The organism is Pseudomonas sp. ES3-33 (assembly GCF_000952175.1).
Classification (GTDB): domain Bacteria; phylum Pseudomonadota; class Gammaproteobacteria; order Pseudomonadales; family Pseudomonadaceae; genus Aquipseudomonas; species Aquipseudomonas gregormendelii.
Map to the genome: position 1 here is coordinate 50,360 of NZ_JZRI01000010.1, position 19,664 is coordinate 70,023.

At 61.3% G+C, this 19,664-nt stretch carries 18 protein-coding genes; 13 read left to right on the forward strand and 5 right to left on the reverse strand.

The features are described 5' to 3' along the window. Positions 1 to 46: 46 nt before the first annotated feature. The gene (locus UB23_RS01610) at positions 47 to 286 is read right to left on the reverse strand and encodes a DUF465 domain-containing protein (protein WP_045057592.1); all 240 of its coding nucleotides are present in this window, start codon (positions 284 to 286) and stop codon (positions 47 to 49) included. Between the two features lie 206 nt (positions 287 to 492). Between UB23_RS01610 and UB23_RS01615 the strand changes: the two genes are divergently transcribed. Beyond that, complete coding sequence (locus UB23_RS01615; protein WP_045057593.1) at positions 493 to 1,014, forward strand: DUF4142 domain-containing protein; 522 nt, start codon at positions 493 to 495, stop codon at positions 1,012 to 1,014. 61 nt (positions 1,015 to 1,075) lie between these two features. Here UB23_RS01615 and UB23_RS01620 read toward each other — a convergent pair whose 3' ends face one another. Beyond that, positions 1,076 to 1,318 (reverse strand): hypothetical protein, encoded by a 243-nt coding sequence (locus tag UB23_RS01620; protein ID WP_236695819.1) that lies wholly within the window; start codon positions 1,316 to 1,318, stop codon positions 1,076 to 1,078. 228 nt (positions 1,319 to 1,546) lie between these two features. Between UB23_RS01620 and UB23_RS01625 the strand changes: the two genes are divergently transcribed. From UB23_RS01625 to UB23_RS01650, 6 genes are read left to right on the forward strand one after another with little or no spacing between them, the layout of a single operon-like run. Beyond that, positions 1,547 to 2,398 (forward strand): STAS domain-containing protein, encoded by an 852-nt coding sequence (locus UB23_RS01625; protein WP_045057595.1) that lies wholly within the window; start codon positions 1,547 to 1,549, stop codon positions 2,396 to 2,398. Between the two features lie 4 nt (positions 2,399 to 2,402). Then, positions 2,403 to 2,765 carry an STAS domain-containing protein gene (locus tag UB23_RS01630; protein WP_045057596.1) on the forward strand — a complete coding sequence of 121 codons (363 nt, stop codon included), beginning with the start codon at positions 2,403 to 2,405 and terminating at the stop codon, positions 2,763 to 2,765. Beyond that, complete coding sequence (locus UB23_RS01635; RefSeq protein ID WP_045057597.1) at positions 2,762 to 3,166, forward strand: anti-sigma regulatory factor; 405 nt, start codon at positions 2,762 to 2,764, stop codon at positions 3,164 to 3,166. Before UB23_RS01630 ends, UB23_RS01635 begins: the two co-directional genes overlap by 4 nt. Next, positions 3,163 to 4,173, forward strand: a complete 1,011-nt coding sequence (locus UB23_RS01640) for an ATP-binding protein (RefSeq protein ID WP_045057631.1) — start codon at positions 3,163 to 3,165, stop codon at positions 4,171 to 4,173. Before UB23_RS01635 ends, UB23_RS01640 begins: the two co-directional genes overlap by 4 nt. After that, positions 4,166 to 5,038: a sensor histidine kinase gene (locus UB23_RS01645; protein WP_045057598.1), complete on the forward strand. Its 873-nt coding sequence runs from the start codon at positions 4,166 to 4,168 to the stop codon at positions 5,036 to 5,038. The genes UB23_RS01640 and UB23_RS01645 overlap by 8 nt, the downstream gene beginning before the upstream one ends. Beyond that, positions 5,028 to 6,971 (forward strand): response regulator, encoded by a 1,944-nt coding sequence (locus UB23_RS01650; RefSeq protein WP_045057599.1) that lies wholly within the window; start codon positions 5,028 to 5,030, stop codon positions 6,969 to 6,971. Before UB23_RS01645 ends, UB23_RS01650 begins: the two co-directional genes overlap by 11 nt. A 184-nt stretch (positions 6,972 to 7,155) precedes the next feature. Here UB23_RS01650 and UB23_RS01655 read toward each other — a convergent pair whose 3' ends face one another. From UB23_RS01655 to UB23_RS01665, 3 genes are all read right to left on the reverse strand, one after another. Continuing rightward, positions 7,156 to 9,777: an excinuclease ABC subunit UvrA gene (locus UB23_RS01655; protein WP_045057600.1), complete on the reverse strand. Its 2,622-nt coding sequence runs from the start codon at positions 9,775 to 9,777 to the stop codon at positions 7,156 to 7,158. Positions 9,778 to 9,824: 47 nt separating this feature from the next. Further along, positions 9,825 to 11,936 (reverse strand): hybrid sensor histidine kinase/response regulator, encoded by a 2,112-nt coding sequence (locus UB23_RS01660; RefSeq protein WP_045057601.1) that lies wholly within the window; start codon positions 11,934 to 11,936, stop codon positions 9,825 to 9,827. A 211-nt stretch (positions 11,937 to 12,147) separates the two neighbouring features. Continuing rightward, a complete protein-coding gene (locus tag UB23_RS01665) occupies positions 12,148 to 12,837 on the reverse strand; it encodes a GntR family transcriptional regulator (protein ID WP_045057602.1) in 690 nt (229 codons plus the stop codon). Between the two features lie 140 nt (positions 12,838 to 12,977). On the opposite strand from UB23_RS01665, the gene UB23_RS01670 reads away from it, so the two are divergent. The 6 genes from UB23_RS01670 to UB23_RS01695 all read left to right on the forward strand — a co-directional run bounded on the left by UB23_RS01670 (position 12,978) and on the right by UB23_RS01695 (position 19,662). Next, on the forward strand, positions 12,978 to 14,063 hold the full coding sequence (locus tag UB23_RS01670; RefSeq protein WP_045057603.1) for an ABC transporter ATP-binding protein: 1,086 nt from the start codon (positions 12,978 to 12,980) through the stop codon (positions 14,061 to 14,063). Between the two features lies 1 nt (position 14,064). Continuing rightward, positions 14,065 to 14,982: an ABC transporter permease gene (locus tag UB23_RS01675; RefSeq protein WP_045057604.1), complete on the forward strand. Its 918-nt coding sequence runs from the start codon at positions 14,065 to 14,067 to the stop codon at positions 14,980 to 14,982. Beyond that, positions 14,979 to 15,767, forward strand: a complete 789-nt coding sequence (locus UB23_RS01680) for an ABC transporter permease (protein WP_045057605.1) — start codon at positions 14,979 to 14,981, stop codon at positions 15,765 to 15,767. Before UB23_RS01675 ends, UB23_RS01680 begins: the two co-directional genes overlap by 4 nt. A 17-nt stretch (positions 15,768 to 15,784) precedes the next feature. Then, positions 15,785 to 16,837, forward strand: a complete 1,053-nt coding sequence (locus UB23_RS01685; protein ID WP_045057606.1) for an extracellular solute-binding protein — start codon at positions 15,785 to 15,787, stop codon at positions 16,835 to 16,837. Between the two features lie 138 nt (positions 16,838 to 16,975). Continuing rightward, positions 16,976 to 18,166 carry an amidohydrolase family protein gene (locus UB23_RS01690; protein ID WP_045057607.1) on the forward strand — a complete coding sequence of 397 codons (1,191 nt, stop codon included), beginning with the start codon at positions 16,976 to 16,978 and terminating at the stop codon, positions 18,164 to 18,166. Further along, on the forward strand, positions 18,163 to 19,662 hold the full coding sequence (locus UB23_RS01695; protein WP_236695820.1) for an amidohydrolase family protein: 1,500 nt from the start codon (positions 18,163 to 18,165) through the stop codon (positions 19,660 to 19,662). The genes UB23_RS01690 and UB23_RS01695 overlap by 4 nt, the downstream gene beginning before the upstream one ends. Positions 19,663 to 19,664 lie beyond the last annotated feature (2 nt).

Below are 19,664 nucleotides of genomic sequence, written 5' to 3' on the forward strand. Positions count from 1 at the left end.
GACTATGCAGGAGCCGGCCAGGTGCAGGCTCCTGCTGTCAGGTTAGTTACCTGGCCTGGAGTTGCTGGACGATCTTGTCCTTGACCTGCAAGCGCTTCTCCTTGAGCTTCTTCAGCGCATCATCACTGGGCGCATCCGACTGGGCGGTCTCTGCCTTCACCACCTCCGCATCGGCCTGCGAATACTTGTTGATCAGTGAATCCAGTAATGGATCCTTGGTGCGTTTTTGCTGGATCTCTTCCTTTGACAGTTTCAGGTCCTGATACAGATCGTGGGTCACCGGCATGGAACACCTCCGTTTGTTGATCGGCAGTGAACGCGATCAATTGCGCTCACCAATTGCCAGAATGGCCTCGGTTGGCAGGTTCTGTCGATACCGGGAGTGTCCGTTCGTCGTCCTGGCGCAAACGCGATCAAACCTTTGGCCATTCATCCCCCTCCATTTATTAACGATCAACGGATCGCTCATAAAAACTGTGTGGAGAATGATCAATGGACGGATTCACCTTGCGTAACCTCGCCCTGGCCGTAGCCTTGAGCACCGGTATGGGCACAGCGTTTGCCGCCACTTCCAACGACTTCGTCGACAATGCCGCCGCTGGCGGGATCGCCGAAATCGAGACCAGCCGACTGGCCCTGGAAAAGAGCTCATCGGCCGATATCAAGGCGTTTGCCAACATGATGATCACTGATCATTCCAAAGCCAACGATGAACTTGCAGCGCTGGCGCGCAAGAACGACATCGAAGTGCCGGACACCACGACCTTGGTGAAGAAGGCCAAGGAAAAGATCCTGGAAGTGCGTGATGAGTCCTTCGACGCCGCCTACGCCAACAATCAGGTGAAGGCACACGAGGAAACCATCGAGTTGTTCAAGAAAGAAGCCAATACCGTGACCGACGACAAGGTAAAAGGCGCCACCGAGCTCAAGGCGTTCGCGCAAAAAATGCTGCCAGCGCTGGAAAAACACTTGGCAGAGGCGAAAAAACTGCAAGCTGCGCATCCAGACAAGTAAGGCGCTCCAACAAAAAGGCCGCATCAATCGATGCGGCCTTTTTCATGTGGCCACAACGCGCCTAGCCGCCATCGGTATCAATATCGCCATCGGTGTTATCACCAGGTTTGGCCCGATCCGGTTCAGGCTTGAAGCCCGGGCTGAATTCATTGTCGTTGTCGTCGTGCTGATTCTTCTGATCCACCGCCGAGTCGGCGCTGTCCGGCTCGCTGGTCTGCTGCTGCGAAGCAGAGTTGTCACCGGGGGTCTGCGGGTCAATCGCCGGATCGTTGCGGTCCACCGCTTGATTTTGTTGCTGCGTCATCGAGTCGTCTTTCATAGGTACCTCATTCATCAGTACAGGGCAGGCTGAGACACTCGCCTTATAGCTTCGAATCTGCGCCTCGAACAACGTTCCATCCATGATCACCTACGCTGTGTGAGATGATAAATAACTGCGCAGCACGACAACTATTTCGAACGGCAAATGTCATTGCTTTGCGCCGATCCAAAATTCACGTAATCGGCCAATAATTTCAAGGAGTTCAGGCACATGGCAGCACTGCAGACCAGCACACTCGATGCAATGAAAATCAACCAGAATCAACTGCTGGCTGATTGGGCGCAGCGCCTGGAAGCCAACGGTGCCTCGCGCAACGTCAAGGAACAGGACCTCAAGCAACAGACTGCGCAATTTCTGCAACTGATCGTCGCCGGCCTGGAACAAGGCAATGGTCAGAACGTTACTGCCCCAGGCTGGGACGAGATTCGCCAGTTCCTCGAGAAGCTGTCCCACAGCCGTGCCCTCCTCGGCCAGGACTCCCATCAGACCGCCAGTTTCATCTTCTCGCTCAAGGGTCCGATGTTTGCGATGCTGCAGAATCATTATCAGGACAACCCTGCACTGCTTGCCGAACAACTGTGGGAAGTCTCCGAGCTGCTCGACGCTCTGGGCATGCACACTATCCGCACCTTCCAGAAATCCCGCGAAGCAGTCATCAAGCGCCAGCAGGAAGAACTGCTGGAACTGTCGACGCCGGTGGTCAAACTCTGGGATGGCGTACTTGCCCTGCCAATGATCGGCACCCTGGACTCCCAACGTACCCAGGTCGTCATGGAGTCGCTGCTGCAGCGCATCGTCGACACTGGCTCGGAAATCGCCATCATCGACATCACCGGCGTGCCGACGGTCGACACCCTGGTCGCCCAGCACCTGCTCAAGACCGTCACCGCGATTCGCCTGATGGGCGCCGATTGCATCATCAGTGGCGTACGCCCGCAGATTGCCCAGACCATCGTGCACCTGGGCCTGGACCTGCAAGGCGTAGTCACCAAGGCTAACCTGGCCGACGCGCTGAAACTGGCCCTGACCCGCCTGGGGTTGACTGTCAGCAAGGCAGGTTGAGCCAATGGAACGCATTCCAATTCTGCAAATGGGCGACTTCCTGCTGGTGACCATCCAGGTCGACATGCACGACCAGTTGGCCCTGACGCTCCAGGATGACCTGTCCGAGCGCATCAGCCGCACCTCCGCTCGCGGCGTGCTGATCGACATTTCGGCGCTGGACATGGTCGACTCGTTCATCGGGCGCATGATCGGCACCATCTCCGGCCTGTCGCGCATCATGGACGCCCAGACCGTGCTGGTCGGCATGCAACCGGCCGTGGCGATCACCCTGGTGGAGCTCGGCATGAGCCTGCCGGGCGTCAGTACCGCCCTGAACGTCGAACGCGGGATGAAACTGCTGCAGGATCGAGTACGTGAACGATGAACGTGCGCAGCAGTGGCAGCCAACCCATTCAAATCGAACAGGACGTGGTCCTCGCGCGCCAGACTGCGCGCAAGCTGGCCACTGAATGCGGCATGCGGTTGATCGACCTGACCAAGATGGTGACCGCGGTCAGCGAGCTGGCGCGCAACACCATGGTGTATGGCGGTGGTGGCGACATGGATTGGCAAATCCTCGATGAAAACGCCCGCACCGGGCTGCGCCTGGTGTTCCGCGACGAGGGGCCGGGCATACCCGATATCAAGCTGGCGATGACCGACGGCTGGACTTCCGGGGGTGGCCTGGGCCTTGGCCTGACCGGCGCCAAACGCCTGGTGGAAGAATTCGAACTCGATACCGCGCCCGGCAAGGGTACTCGCATAACGATCACACGATGGGTATGAACATCAGCGGTTCGATGACGCAAGTACTCCCCATCGAAGACACCAGCCAGATCGGTCACGCCCGCCGTACCGCGCAGCAACTCGCCGAGCAGCACGGCTTCGACGCCACGGATGCCGGGCGCGTGGCACTGGTCGCCACCGAACTTGCCAGTAATATCCTCAAACATGCCGCCAGCGGTGAGTTGCACCTGCGTGTGCTGACTCGCGCAGCCGGTGCCGGGCTTGAAATGCTCGCCATCGACCGGGCCAACGGATTTGACCTGGAGGCCTGCCTGGCCGACGGTTTTTCTACCGGTGGTACCCAGGGCATCGGCCTGGGCGCGGTGTCGCGCCAGACCCAAGTCTTTGATGTGTATGCCGACGCCCGGGGCGCTGTGCTGCTGGCCCGGCTGTACCCACGCAACGACAAGGCTGCGGACCAGCGGTTCGGCGTCAGCCAGCATTCCCTGCGCAACGACCCCGCCTGCGGTGATGTCTGGCACCTGGCCTTTGACGGCCCGCGTATCAGTGCCCTGGTGATCGATGGCCTGGGCCACGGCGAGGACGCCGAACGCGCCGCACGTGCGGGTGAACAGACCTTCGCCTTGGCGCCGTTCACCACGCCGGTGATGCTGCTCGAAGACATCCATCGCGACATGATCGGCACCCGCGGCGGCGCCCTGGCGATTGCACAGTTCGACGGTGACGCCGATGCACTGAAATTCGTCGGCATCGGCAACATCGGTGCCTGCCTGATCGCCCCTGGAAAATCACGCGGCCTGGCGTCCCACCCCGGCATCGTCGGTGGGCAATATCGAAAGGCGCAACCCTTTGACTATGCTCAAGTGAACGGACAACTATTGATCATGTACAGCGACGGCCTGCAGTCCCGTTGGAACCTGCAAGATTACCCCGGCCTGGTGCACCGCCATCCCGCAGTGATTGCCGCCATTTTGCACCGCGATTTTTGCCGCGCAAGCGACGACGTCACGGTCGTGGTCATTGAGCTGGAGGCCCATCATGGCTGATGCACCCATCAATCACGACGAGCAGGCGGCATTGGTCGCGCAGTTGCAGGCCGAGGCCAATGCCCTGCGAGAGGAACTGGACGAGACCAACCAGGGTGTCCTGGCGCTGTATGCTGAACTGGATACCCAGGCCGACCAGTTGCGCCAGGCGTCGGACCTCAAGAGCCGTTTCCTGTCTTACATGAGTCACGAGTTCCGCACACCACTGGGTTCGATCCTGAGCATCACCGGCCTGTTGACCGATGAGCTCGACGGCCCCTTGAGCGCCGAACAGCACAAGCAGGTGGCCTTTGTCAGCACCGCCGCGCGCGAACTCAGCGACATGGTCGACGACCTGCTGGACCTGGCCAAGATCGAAGCCGGGCGCATCAATATCTCCCCCGCCTGGTTCGACATGTTCGACCTGTTCGCCGCGTTGCGCGGCATGTTTCGCCCGATTGTCGATGCCAGCGCCGTGGACCTGATTTTCGAAGAACCGGTGGGCCTGCCGAAGCTGTTCACCGATGACAAGAAGCTCGCACAGATCCTGCGCAACTTCATTTCCAACTCGCTGAAGTTCACCACCCGCGGCGAAGTCCGGGTCTCGGCACGGCTGCACGACGCTACTCACGTACGTTTTGCCGTCAGCGACACCGGAATAGGTATCGCCCCGGAGCTACATGGCGCATTGTTCGAGGACTTTTCCCAGGTCGACTCTCCGCTGCAGAAGCGCCTTCGCGGCACCGGACTCGGACTGTCCCTGTGCAAACGCTTTGCTCAGTTACTGGGTGGCGAAGTCGGCCTGGAGAGCAAGCCGGGCCTGGGCTCGACCTTTTTCGTGATCATCCCGCTGGCAATTGCAATGGAGCCCGTAGATGAAACGTGACATCCGCCTGCTGGTCGTCGATGACAACGTCGCCACGCGCTACGCCTTGCGCCGTCGCCTGGAAAGCCACGGCTATGAGGTGTTGGAGGCCGGCACCGGTGGCGAGGGCCTCGAACTGATCGCCAGTGTCGCCCTCGACGCGCTGATTCTCGACGTGAACCTGCCGGACATGAGCGGTTTCGACATCGTGCGCAAGCTGCGCTGCGACCCCGCCACCGCCCTGCTGCCGGTGATTCACGTGTCGGCGGCGTCGATCCAGACTGGCGATATCATCACCGGCCTGGACGCTGGCGCGGATGCCTACCTGATTCACCCGGTGGACCCGGATGTGCTGCTGGCGACCCTGCGCACCTTGCTGCGGGTGCGTGAAACGGAAAATGCGCTGCGCGAGAGCGAGGCGCGTTTTCGGGAAATCTTTGTCAATGTGTCTGCGCCCATCGCGGTGCTGGACGCGCAGCTCAAGGTGCACGAATGCAATCACGCGTTCACGCAGCTGATGCAGGACAACCTCGACCCGGATGCCCTGCGCGAGTGTTTTGCCCCGGACCAGGGCGCGGTCATTGACGAACTGCGCCTGCGCCTGGCCTATGGCGAGCGCTGGAAAGGCACGCTGAATATGCGCGTGCACGGCGAAGTCCGCGAGACCGAATGGCAGCTCTCACCCTACCGCACACCTGAACTGAGCCTGGTGTTCGTCGAGGACGTCACCGAGCACCGTCATCGTGAGCGCTCGCACCTGGCGCGCCTGGATGACGCCACTACCCAGCTGGCCAACGAAGTCGCACAACGGGCACGCACCGAGGCGCAGCTGCTGCAGGTGCAGAAGATGGACGCGCTGGGCAAGCTCACCGGCGGCATCGCTCATGACTTCAACAACCTGCTGACCGGCATTATCACCAGCCTCGAACTGATCCAGAAGCGCATCGCCGCGTCACGCACCGACAAGGTCCAGTTGTATACCGAAGCCGCCTTGAGCTCTGCCATGAGTGCCGCCTCCCTCACTCATCGCCTGCTGGCCTTTGCCCGCCAGCAGCCACTGGACACCCGGCCGGTGGACATCAACGCCCAGGTGCGTTCGCTGGAAGAATTACTGATGCGCACCATCGGTGAGCGCATCGCCCTGAAACTTGAGCTGACGTCCAAGGCGGCGATCGCCCTGGTCGACCCGGTCCAGCTGGAAAGTGCCGTGCTCAACCTGGTGATCAACGCGCGCGATGCGCTGCCCCAGGGCGGTAATATCTGGGTCAGTACCTATGCCGCCTTCTCCCACGGAGATCCCAACCTGGCGGACGGTGCGTATGTCGCCCTGGCCGTACGCGATGACGGTACGGGCATCGATCACAGCGTCATCGACAAGGTCTTCGATCCGTTTTTCACCACCAAACCGTTGGGCCAGGGCACCGGGCTCGGGTTGTCGACCATCTACGGCTTCGCCCGCCAGTCCGGCGGCGACGCGCACATCCGTAGCGTGGCGCGCCGCGGGACCGAAGTCACGATCATGCTGCCCGCCACTTCCGACCCGACCTCCAGCCAGCCCACCCCACTCACGGCAGATGCTCAGGGCGATGGCGAGCACGTGCTGATCGTCGAGGACATGCCGTCAGTGCGCATGTTCGTCACCGAGGTGCTGATGGACGCTGGTTACCGCTGCACCCAGGTCGGCGACATTGAAAGCGCACTCGAGCGGTTGCAGAACGACACGTCGATCGACCTGCTGCTGACCGACGTCGGCCTGCCGCGCATGACCGGCCGCGAGCTGGCGGACGTAGCCCGAGGCTGGCGCGCGCAGTTGCCGATCCTGTTCATGACCGGCTATGCGGAAAACGCGATCAACCGCCAGGTATTCCTCGGCGATGGCATGGAAATGCTGGTCAAGCCATTCCAGATCAACGAGCTGCTGGACAAGGTGCGGCGTACGATTGATGGGGTTTGATCTACCGTTTGTGCGGGCAAGACCTGTGGGAGCAAGGCTTGCCCGCGATCAAGGCGGCGCGGTGAGTCTGCAAGACCTTGTTATCGTTCATCGCGGGCAAGCCTTGCTCCCACAGAATCTTGCTCTCATGGGCTTGCTTTCATAGGTCTTGTTCTTACAGATCTTGCTCATTCCGGTCTTGCTTCTACAGGTTGAGCGTCCTGGCCAAAAACGGTGCAGTCTTGCTCTTCCTGCTTTTGGCAACTTTCAGCGGCACCCCCGCCACCACAATTTTACCGCCCTGATCCCCTGCCCCGGGCCCGATATCAATCACCCAGTCACTCTGCGCCACCACGCGCATCTCGTGCTCGACCACTATCACCGTATGCCCCGCTGACACCAGGGTGTTGAGCTGTTCCATCAGCCGATCGACATCCCGCGGGTGCAACCCGGTGGTCGGTTCGTCGAGCACGTACAGGGTGGCGCCGCGCTGGTTGCGCTGCAGTTCAGTAGCCAGTTTGATGCGCTGGGCTTCGCCGCCCGACAGCTCGGTGGCTGGCTGGCCGAGGCGCAAATACCCCAGGCCAATGTCACGCAACACCTCCAGTGAACGGCGGATGCCAGCTTGCCCGGCAAAAACCGACACCGCTTCATCCACGGTCAGCTGCAGCACCTGGGCGATGTTCAAGCCTTGCCATGTGATAGCCAGGGTCTGGGGGTTGTAGCGCGCACCATGGCAGGTTGGGCATGGCGCATACACGCTGGGCATGAACAGCAACTCGACGCTGACAAAACCTTCGCCTTCACAGGTTGGGCAGCGGCCCTTGGCGACATTGAAAGAGAACTGCCCGGCATCGTAGCCCTGCGCCCGCGCCTGATCAGTGCCGGCATACAGCTTGCGCACGCTGTCGAACAGGCCCGTATAGGTCGCCAGGTTCGAGCGCGGCGTACGGCCAATCGGTTTCTGGTCGACCTGCACCAGGCGCTTGATCGACGTCAGCCCCGCGGTCACCTGACCGCCACTGACCTGGGGCGCATCGTCCTCCAGGCTCGGCTCCTCGGCATCACTCTCAGCCATCGGGCGGCCCAGGTGCGCGCCCACCAGTTCCAGCAATGCCTGGCTGACCAGGCTCGATTTCCCCGACCCCGAAACACCGGTAACCGAAGTAAAACAGCCCAGCGGAAATTCCACACTGAGGTTGTCCAGGTTGTTGCGGGTGATACCCTCGAGTCGCAGCCAGTCGGCTGGCTTGCGGCAGGCGCGCGCCTGGCTCGCTGCCCCGGCGAACAGGTAGTCGCGGGTTTGCGATTCCTTGACCTGCTCCAGGCCGGCCGGTGGCCCGCTGTACAAGATCCGCCCGCCATGCTCACCGGCCGCCGGGCCGACGTCGATCAGCCAGTCGGCACGGCGCATGGTTTCCAGATCGTGCTCGACCACAAACAGGGTATTGCCGCAGGCCTTCAGCCGTTGCAAGGCATCGAACAGCGCCTCGCCATCTGCCGGGTGCAGGCCCGCGGAGGGTTCGTCGAGCACGTAGATCACGCCGAACAGTTGCGAACCCAGTTGGGTCGCCAGGCGCAGGCGTTGCAACTCGCCGGACGACAGGGTCGGCGTGCTGCGCTCCAGTGCCAGGTAGCCCAGGCCCAGGTCAGTCAGGGTGCTGACCCGCTCCAGCAAATCCTGAGCGATACGTTGGGCCGCCAGGCGCTTTTCCACTGACAAGTTAGGCGTATGCCGCACATCCGGCGCATTGGCATGCGCACTGGCCCCGTGGGCGACGCGCTGGGCCCGGGCTTCCAGGGTTTGGCTTGGCGTGAAGACATCACCCGCTTCTTCGGCCTGGTCCAGGTAGCTCTGCGCCGCCACCGGTTTCAACACCTCGGCAAACTGCAGCAAGGGCATCTGCGACAACTCGCCGATATCATAACCGGCGAACTTCACCGACAACGCTTCGCGCTTGAGGCGTTTGCCGTCGCACACGGGGCATGGACTGCCGAGCATGAACTGGGCAACCCGCTTCTTCATCAGCGCGCTTTGCGAATGGGTGAAGGTGTGCAGGATGTAGCGCCGGGCGCCGGTGAACGTGCCCTGATAACTCGGCTCCATCTTGCGCTTGAGGGCGACCCTGGTTTCTTCGGGGGTGAGCCCGGCGTACACAGGTACCGTCGGGGTTTCCTCGGTGAAGAGGATCCAGTCACGCTGTTTTTTCGGCAGCTCGCGCCAGGGCTTGTCGACGTCATACCCGAGCGTGACCAGGATGTCGCGCAGGTTTTGCCCCTGCCAGGCCATGGGCCAGGAAGCGACTGCGCGTTGGCGGATGGTCAAACTTGGGTCCGGAACCATCAGCGCTTCGGTGACTTCATAGACACGCCCCAGGCCATGACATTCCGGGCAGGCCCCCTGTGGTGTGTTCGGCGAGAAATCCTCGGCATACAGCATGGGTTGTCCGGGCGGGTAGCTGCCGGCCCGGGAATAGAGCATGCGGATCAGGCTCGACAAGGTGGTCACACTGCCCACCGACGAGCGCGTGCTCGGCGTGCCGCGCTGTTGCTGCAAGGCCACGGCAGGCGGCAGGCCATCGATGGAGTCGACGTCAGGCACCCCAACCTGATCGATCAGGCGCCGGGCATAGGGCGCCACGGACTCGAAATAACGCCGTTGCGCTTCGGCATAGAGCGTAGAAAACGCCAGGGATGACTTACCCGAGCCGGAGACTCCGGTAAATACCACCAGGGCATTGCGGGGTATATCGACATCCACATTCTTGAGATTGTGTTCCCGGGCACCGCGCACCCTGACCATGCCGGAGGTTGGATCGGAATTCATAGGCTGCCTTGATTCGATTGAGGATGCTTAATCTCAGGTTTACCAGATCAACCGCTCAGGACATTACGAACCATGCGCGTCAGCGCTTCCGGCCCATAAGGCTTGCTCAGCAGATGGGTATCGGGACTGAGCTGGTGATTGCGCGTAATAATGTCGCGGGTATGCCCCGACGTGAACAGCACAGCAACCGGCGGTTTCTGCACCTTGGCCCAGGCGGCCAGGTCCGAGCTCTTGATCAGCCCGGGCATGACCACGTCAGTGAAAATCAGATCCACCGCTACGCCTTCCAGCAACATCTGCATGGCGATGTCCCCGTTGGCAGCGATCAGCACCTTGTAACCCTCCTCGTGCAGCAGCTCCACGGCCGCGGCGCGCACCGCCTCGTTATCCTCCACCACCAGGACAGTTTCGTGGCCACCTGGATGCTGCGCGTCGTGCACCGCTGATTCAACAGACAGCCCGCGCAGGCACCGCGGAAAATACAGCTCGACCCTAGTGCCCTGGCCTTCAAAGCTGGACATCTCGATATGCCCGCCGCTTTGCTTGACGAAGCCGAACACCATGCTCAGGCCCAACCCGGTGCCCTGGCCATCGGCCTTGGTGGTGAAAAAGGGTTCAAACGCCTGCGCCAGCACCTGGGGTGGCATGCCAACACCCGTGTCAACCACCGCAACCCGCACATAATCGCCGGCGACAATGCCCTTGCCGGCACAGAACTGGCGGTCCAGTGCAACATTTTCGGCGCTGAGTATCACCGTTCCCTCGCCCCGCATGGCGTCCCGGGCGTTGATTGCCAGGTTGAGGATGGCATTTTCCAGCTGGTTACGGTCGACGTTGAGATGCCAGGACTCTTGCGGGACCCGCACATCGATCTGCAGGGTTTCGCCCAGCGCTCGCTGCAGCAACTCGGCCAGGCCTTCGAAGATTTGCCGAGGATCGTAGACCGCCGGGGACAAAGGCTGGCGCCGGGCAAACGCGAGCAGTTGCGAGGACAGCTTGGCCCCGCGCTCGACCGCTGCAATCGAGGCCTTGACCCGACGTTGCACATTGGCGTTGTCCGGCTCATGCCGCGCCAGCAGGTGCAGGTTACCGGCGATCACCTGCAGCAGGTTATTGAAGTCGTGAGCTACGCCACCCGTGAGGCCGCCGATGGCTTCGAGCTTCTGCGACTGACGCAGTTGCTCCTCGGCCTGCAGCCGCGCGCTGACCTCTTCGGCGACGCGTTGCTCCAGGTTGCGGGTGAATTTTAGCAGTGACTCTTCAGCCGTCTTGCGCACATGAATGTCGATCAACACCCCGGGGAAGCGCAACGGTTCGCCGTGTTCATCGAACTCGCAGCAACCGCTGGCCAAGACCCACAGATGACTGCCATCGGGGCGCAACACGCGGTATTCGGCGTTAAAGGGTTCACCGGTTTTCTGCGCCTGGTTAACCTGCTCACGGACCCAGCCCACGTCCTCGGGGTGAATCCGCGATTCAGCGACGGCACTGGGCAGGTTGGACAGGTCGTAGCCTGGCGGAAAGGAGAATGTGCGGGCGAATCGTTCGTCGCCGGAAAGAATGTCGGCCTTGAGGTCCCAGACGAAGGAGCCCAGCAAGGCCCCGGCATTGAGTGCCAGGCGGACCCGCTCGTTATCGGCGCGATAGGCATCTTCAGCCGCCCGGCGCCGGCGCTCGGAAATGACATGGTCGGTTGTATCGACCACCATCGCCATGACGCCTGCGGGCCGACCCTCGTCATTGGCCACCGGGCTGTAATAGAGATCGAGCCAGACATCTTCGGGGACCCCGTTGCGTAACAGCACCAGTTCCTTGTTGTGATAGGACAAGGTGCCGCCGCCCAGGCACGTGTCCACCACATGCCGGTTGAATTCGGCGACTTCCGGCCAACCCAGTTCCACCGGAGAGCCCAGCAGGTAAGGATGGCGGCCGCCAGCGAATGCCGAGTAGGCGTCGTTGTAGATCATGTACCCGGCCCGACCCCAGAGCATGACCATCGGCAAGGGCGACGCAAGCATTAACTGCACGGTGCTGCACAGGCTTTTCTGCCAATTCTGGACAGGCCCAAGCTCGGTCAGGCTCCAGTCGAATGCACGAATGCGTCCGGCCATCTCACCGTTCCAGCCGGCACACCCGTGGCTTGCGTCTAGAAACTGCATCGACTGACTCTTTAGTCCCTGAAATGACACCTGTCTGCTTCGAGCGCACGCGGCGCCAATGGTTTCATTGCTTACATGCACATCGTAGCGGTTTGAAGCACGCGCAGGCGCTGTCGAGAGAAACGAGGCTGCGATCTTTTGATCCTGGCTCTAGCAAAACAAGATCAAAAGATCGCAGCCTGCGGCAGCTCCTACCTGAATGTCCACATCATCACACTTCAATCAGATGCTTAAGGGGATGGTAGCCAGTTTTCAGCGTGGCGGCGACGTCGAGGATGGCCTTTTCGATGCCGTTTAAATGCATGCAGGTCAACTCGATCGCCGCGCTCTGGTTCCCCGCCTCGATGTACTCGATCAGCCGCAGGTGTTCGTCATCGCGGCAGGCCTCGTGGCTGTCGTCGTCCAGCGCCGCCGCGTACAGCGAGGCCCGGGATATCAGCTTCTGGAACCAGTCGAGCAGCACCGGGTTGTTCAGGCTGCGCGCCAGCTTGATGTGGAACTCCCCAAGCAGATGAATCAACCGCTCGTGGTCGCCGTTGCGGTGCGCTTCATCTTCCAGCAGCAGGTGCTCGCGCAGGTCCTGGGCAACTGCCGAATCACGCCGGCGACACAGCTCACTGACGATGCCGATCTCGATCAGGCGGCGGGTTTCAAACAGCGAACGAATCTCTTCATCACTGGGCAAAGACACCGATGCACCTTTATTGGGCTCTGTCGTCACCAGCCCGTCGGCTTCCAACTGCTTGAGCGCCGCACGCACCGACGTGCGGCTGACATTAAAAAGCTCGGCCAGTGACGCCTCGCCAAGCTTCATCCCCGGACGTAACGAACGCTTGCTGATCGCTTCGTAAACCCCTTGGTAGACGCGGTCCACGGTTGTCTCAAGTTTCTTTTCGCTCATCTGAATACTCCTTTGTGCCGGACAACAGCCCTCTGGCAAAGAATGGCCAATGAAAAAAGGGGGTTGCACCGGCAGATTAATCCGGTTATTTGTAGATTGCATCCAGATATTGCATACAATAATTAGAGGATTGCACCATTATGGGTCAACCAATCGCTATCGAAGTGCGTAACGTTTCCAAGCGGTATTCCGACGATCCCGGGTTGGCCCCAGCCCTGGACAACGTATCGGTCGACATCGCCGACAACGAATTCTTTACCTTGCTCGGCCCTTCCGGCTGCGGCAAAACCACCCTGCTGCGCACCATCGCCGGTTTTGAGCATGTCAGTGATGGCCAGATCCGCCTCGGGGGTGAACCGGTCAATGACCTGCCGCCCTTCAAGCGCCGGGTCAACACGGTGTTTCAGAGCTATGCGCTGTTTCCACACATGACTGTCGCGCAGAATATCGCCTTCGGCCTCGAGATGCAGGGTCTTGATCGCAAGCAGACGGCCCGGAGGGTGGAAGAAATGCTCGCGCTGGTGCAGATGCAGCATCTGTCCCTGCGTAAACCCGCCGAATTGTCCGGCGGGCAACAGCAGCGAGTGGCGCTGGCCCGGGCGCTGGCCCCCAAGCCCAAGGTGCTGTTGCTGGACGAGCCGCTGTCGGCCCTGGACCTCAAGTTGCGCAAGGAAATGCAGGTTGAACTCAAGCGAGTGCAGAAAGAAGCCGGCATTACCTTTATTTTCGTCACCCACGACCAGGAAGAAGCCCTGACCCTGTCTGATCGCATCGCCGTGATGTCGGCGGGCAAGATCCTGCAAATCGGCAGCCCCAACGACATCTACGAACGCCCGCAACACCAGTTCGTCGCCCAGTTCATCGGCGACATCAATTTCCTTCCCGGGCACCTCAAGCGCGGCCAGCACAATGAAAACCTCTTCGTTCCGAACGGCATGCCGGTGGAAATCCCTTGCCAGGACCACGGCCTGGACAGTGCCAACGTGCAGTTGGCGTTTCGTCCGGAACGTTCGCAACTGGTCGATCCCATGCAACCGCATCACCTGCGGGGCGTAATCGAGGCTGTTCTGTACGTGGGCACGGCCACGCTTTATCAGTGCCGGCTGAACAATGAAATCAAGGTCATGTTGCGTGAGAACAACGAAGGCCTTAACCGCGGCCGGGCCGTAGGAGACCGGGTCGCCGTCAACCTGCCACCCCACGCCTGCCTGTTGATGGAGGCCTGAGATGAGCGTCAGCAGTTCTTCCCCCGCCTTGAGCCGTGCGCTGTTGCTCAGCCCGGTGGTCCTTACCCTGCTCACCCTGATCGCCATTCCCCTGGGCATCATGGGCTACATCAGCCTGCTGCCGCGCAACGTCTACGGCGGAGTCGACTGGCAGGCCGACTGGCAATTGCAAAGCTATGTGCAGTTGTTTTTCCAGGAAGGTTTCGACGGTGAACTGGAGCTCAACTGGGTGTACGCCCATGCACTGTTGCGCTCGGTGTTCCAGGCCGCAGGCACCACGCTGCTGTGTTTCATGTTCGGCTTCCCGGTGGCGCTGTGGATGTCCAGCCTGACCCCGGGCCGGCGCAACCTCATGGTGCTGCTGATCACCATCCCGTTCTGGACCAACCTGCTGATCCGCAACTACGCCTGGCTGATCATCCTGCGCGAACACGGCTGGGTCGCGCAAAGTCTCAACGCACTGTTCCCCCAGGCCGGTGGCATCACCCTGCTGTACAACGACTTCGCGGTTAGCGTCGGGCTGGTCTACAGCTTCCTGCCCTTCATGATCCTGCCGATCTACTCGACCCTGGAGAAACTTGACTGGCGCCTGGTAGAAGCCGCCTACGACCTCGGCGCCAATCGCTGGCACGCGCTGAAGCGAATCATCCTGCCGCTTTCGATGCCGGGGGTGATCGCCGGCGCGCTGCTGGTGTTCGTGCCGAGCCTGGGCGCCTTCATCACCCCGGCGATTCTCGGCGGGGGCAAGACGCTGATGATCGGCAACCTGATTCAGCAACAGTTCGGCACCGCACGCAACTGGCCGCTGGGCAGCTCTTTGTCGTTCCTGTTACTGGGGATTCTGCTGCTGTCCCTGGTGCTGTACGCCCTCTATAGCCGCAATGCGGCCAAGACCCTGCGTCGTGGAGCCACCCTATGATCGCCCTGCACCTGAAAAAACTGCCGCTGACCCGCGAGATCAGCCTGCTGATCCTGGCCTACCTGTACCTGCCGATCCTGGTGTTGATCGCCTACAGCTTCAATGCCAACCGCTCGGCGACGGTCTGGACCGAGTTTTCCTTCGCCTGGTACGGGCGCATCCTGGCGAACCCGTCAATCCAGACCGCCGCGTTGAACTCGATCATCGTCGCGAGCATCGCCACGGTCTGCGCCACGGCCATCGCCCTGCTCGCAGCGCTGGCGACCTACCGGCCCTTCTATGGGCAGAAGATGGTCGAGGGCGGGATCAGCCTGCCCCTGATCCTGCCGGAGATCGTCACTGCGGTGGCCACGCTGCTGCTGTTCATGGCCCTGGGCATCAAGCTGGGGTTGCTCACCGTGATCGTCGCGCACATTGGTTTGTGCATCCCCTTCGCTTACCTGCCGATCCGCGCCCGACTCAATGACCTGGACAAGAGCCTGCTGGAGGCGGCCAACGACCTGTACGCCAACCCATGGCAGGTGTTTCGCCGGGTCACCCTGCCGCTGCTGTGGCCGGCGGTGCTGTCGGGTTCGGTGCTGGCCTTTGTCGTCAGCCTGGACGATTTCATCATGACCTTCTTCGTTGCCGGCCCGGGTTCCACCACCCTGCCGGTCTACATCTTCTCGGCAATCAAGGCCGGCGTGACGCCGGAGATCAATGCGATTTCGACCCTGATGCTGGTGATTTCCATCGTGCTGGTGGTGCTGGCCTTCTGGCTGGGACAGCGCGGCAAAAACCAATGACCCTGGAGCGTTCTGTCATGAAAATCAAAACCCTGCGTTATGGCGTCGCCGGTCTGGCACTCAGTTGCCTGACGGTTTTTACTGCGCAAGCCGCCGAGCCCAAGGAGCTGTTCTTCTACAACTGGACCGATTATTACCCGGTCGACCTGTTGGCCAAATTCGAGAAAGAGACCGGCATCAAGGTCACCATGGATGGCTACGACAGCAACGAGACCCTGCTCGCCAAATTGCAGGCCGGGGGCGCTGCTTACGATGTGATCGTGCCTTCGCAGTCGATCATGCAAACCCTGATCAAGCAGGATTTGCTGCTGCAGATCGACGCCGCTGCCCTGCCCAACTTCCAGTACGTTAAACCGGCCTTTCGCGACCCGACGTTCGACCCTGGACGCAAGTTCTCTGCGCCTTATCTGTGGGGGACCACCGGTTTCTCTTATGACAGCGCCCGGGTGCCCGGCGGCAAGCTGGACGATTCGTGGAAAGAGTTTTTCGAGCCGCGCAAGGAACTGCAAGGCCAACTGGCCGCCCTCGACACTTCCAGCAGCGTGATCAACGCCGCCAGCCATTACCTGAATGTCGACGAGTGCAGTGAAAACCCCCAGGACGCCAAGCGTATTCTGGAACTGCTGCAAAAGCAAAAGCCGTTCCTGAAGATGTACAGCTCCGACAACACCGTCGACCGCATGGCCTCCGGTGAAGTGATCATGATGCAGAACTGGAACGGTTCGACCGCCCGCGCCACCCTGCAGAAAAACACCATCAAGTACGTCTACCCACGCGAAGGCCTGGCGATGTTCCAGGACAACTTCGCCGTGCCCAAAAGCGCGCCACATCCCGGCAATGCAAAGATTTTCATCGACTGGATGATGAAGCCGGAAAACGCAGCGGCGGTATCGAATGCCATTGCCTATGCCAACGCAATCCAGAGCGACAAGCTGCTGGAGGCCAAATGGAAGGTCATGGACGCCATCAACATGCCAGACGAGTTCGCCTCGCGCCTGCGCCCGGAGAAAGAGTGCAGCAACAAGGCGAGGGAGCTGCAGGACCGGATTTGGGCGAAGCTCAAGGGTTGATTGCCTGGCTCTAAACCGAGTGCGGCCATCGCGAGCAGGCTCGCTCCCACAGGGGTCCTGGCCCCCACGGATCCATTGTGGGAGTGAGCCTGCTGGCGATGAAGCCAGCTCTGACCACACAAGATCCGGAGATACGTAATGATCCAATGGCTACGCAACGTGCGCCCCTACGGTGCCCCCGCCGAAGACCTGCTGATCGAAGACGGCCTGCTCAAGCAACGCCGCCCGGCAACAAACTCAGCACTCAGCGCCACCGACATCGACGGCGGTCATCAGCTGCTCACCCCGGGCCTGGTGGAAAGCCATGTGCATCTCGACAAAACCCTCTGGGGTCAGCCCTGGCGCCCGAACAGCGCCGGGCCGACTCTCAAGGACTACATCGCCAACGAGCGACGTGTGCTGCGTGAAGTCGACTCGCCCATCGCCCAACGGGCTGGCGCGCTTCTGGAAAACTGCATCGCCCGCGGCTCGCTGGCCATGCGCTGTCACGTCGACATCGACCCTGAGTTCGGCCTGAGCCATGTAGAGGCCATGCAGCAACTGCGCGAGCGCTACCGCGACCTCATCGACCTGCAACTGGTGGTGTTCCCGCAAACCGGCCTGATCAGCCGCCCGGGCACCGCCGACCTGATGCGCGAAGCCATGACCCTGGGGGTGGAAAACGTCGGCGGCCTGGACCCCTGTGGCATCGACAATGATCCCGTCGCACAGCTCGATTTCGTGTTCAAACTCGCCAGCGAATTCGACCGTGGGGTGGACATCCACCTGCATGACAAAGGCGAACTGGGCCTGTGGCAGATCACCCTGATTGCCGACTACACCGAGCGTTTCGCACGCCAGGGACAGGTGATGATCAGTCATGCCTACTGCCTTGGCATGTTGCCCTGGAACCAGGTCAAACCCGTGGCCGAGCGTCTGGCTGCGCTCGGTATTTCGCTGATGAGTTCGGCCCCCGCGGACTGCGCAGTGCCACCGTTCCTCGCGTTACGCCAGGTCGGGGTCAACCTGTGTCTGGGTTCCGACGGCATCCGCGATGCCTGGTCGCCCATGGGCAACGGCGACATGCTGGAACGGGCGATGCTCCTGGCCTTTCGTTTCGACCTGAACAAGGACGATGAACTGGCCGCAGCGTTCGATGCCGCGACCGTCAATGGCGCCCGCGCTTTAGGCATCGAACACTACGGCTTGCAGCTCGGTTGCCCGGCGGACTTCCTGTTGATGCCGGTGCAGACGCTGGGCGAAGCAGTGGTCGCGCGGCCGTTGCGCCAGGTTTATCGCCACGGCCAGTTGATTGCCTGCGATGGACGATTGCTGGACAGTCGCCTGTGAGTCGCCCGGCAACCACCATCGGCCTCAAAGCTGCTTGTGTGGTCGGCTTCGACGGCAGGCAACACGTGCTATGGCGTGATGGCGAGGTGGTGTTCGAAGGCTCGCGCATCCTGTTTGTCGGGCGTGGTTACGCGGGCCCGGTCGAACAATGGATCGATTACGGTAACGCGCTGATCAGCCCTGGGCTCATCGACCTGGATGCCCTCGGCGACCTGGACTCCACGGTACTGACCCTGGACAACGGCGACGAACGCGAGATGGGCCGCATGTGGTCCGAGCAATACCTGGCGCGAGGCCCACGGGAGAGTTTCAGTCCAGAGGAGGAGGTATTCAAATATCGCTACGCCTTCACCCAACTGATCCGCAATGGCATCACCACGGCAATGCCGATCACCTCGATGTACTACCGCGAGTGGGCCGAGACCTACGACGAGTTTGCCGCAGTCGCCCAGGTTGCCGGCGAGCTGGGCCTGCGGACCTACCTCGGCCCTTGCTACATGAGCGGCATGAGCTACTGGCGTGCCGACGCAACCCTGGGGCATCACTTTGATGAGGCCAGGGGGCTGGCCGGGCTGGCGGCGGCTGAACGATTTTTCCAGGATTTCGACGGTGCCCACGGCGGGCTGGTTCGCGGCGCTTTGCTGCCGGACCGCATCCAGACCTGTACACCAGCATTACTGCAACGTACCGCCGCCTTAAGCCACGAACTTGCAGCGCCAGTGCGCCTGCACTGCTGCCAGGGGCTTGGCGAGGTCGCGATGGTCGAGCAACTGCACGGTTGTTCACCGCTGGGCTGGCTGGAAAAACTAAACCTGCTCACCCCGCGCAGCCTCCTGCCACACGGCATCTACACCTCAGGCGATGAGGACCTGCAGCGCGTGGTGAATGGCGGGACCAGCCTGGTCCATTGTCCGGTGGTGTTTGCCCGTGACGGCGAGGCGCTGAACTCGTTCGGGCGCTATAGGGCCCTGGGCATCAACTTCGCACTGGGCACCGACACCTGGCCGGCTGACCTGCTGGAAAACATGCGCCAGGGCTTGAACATCGCCCGATTGCTGGAGGGCGGCAATTCGCTGACCAGCACCCTGGACCTTTACAACGCCGCCACCCTGGGTGGCGCCAAGGCACTGGGGCGGGACGACCTGGGCCGCCTGGCTCCAGGGGCCAAGGCCGACATCAGCATATTCAACCTGCGCGGCCTGCACCTGGGCCCGCTGTTCGATCCCTTGAAAAACCTGGTGCTGGCCGGACGCGGAGACGATTGCATCGCCAGCTATATCGATGGCCGCTGCGTGATGCAGGACGGCCAGGTGCAGGGCATCGACTACCCCGCCCTGCAACGCCAGGCCCAGCGACAATTCGAAAAACTGATGCGCAGCCATGCCGACCGGGCCACAGGCCAACCGGACTGGAAAACCCTGTTCAAACCGGCCATTGCGTTCGCCGACGACTACAGCGCAACCGCGCCTTTAAGCGCTATAGACCCCTTACTTTAGAG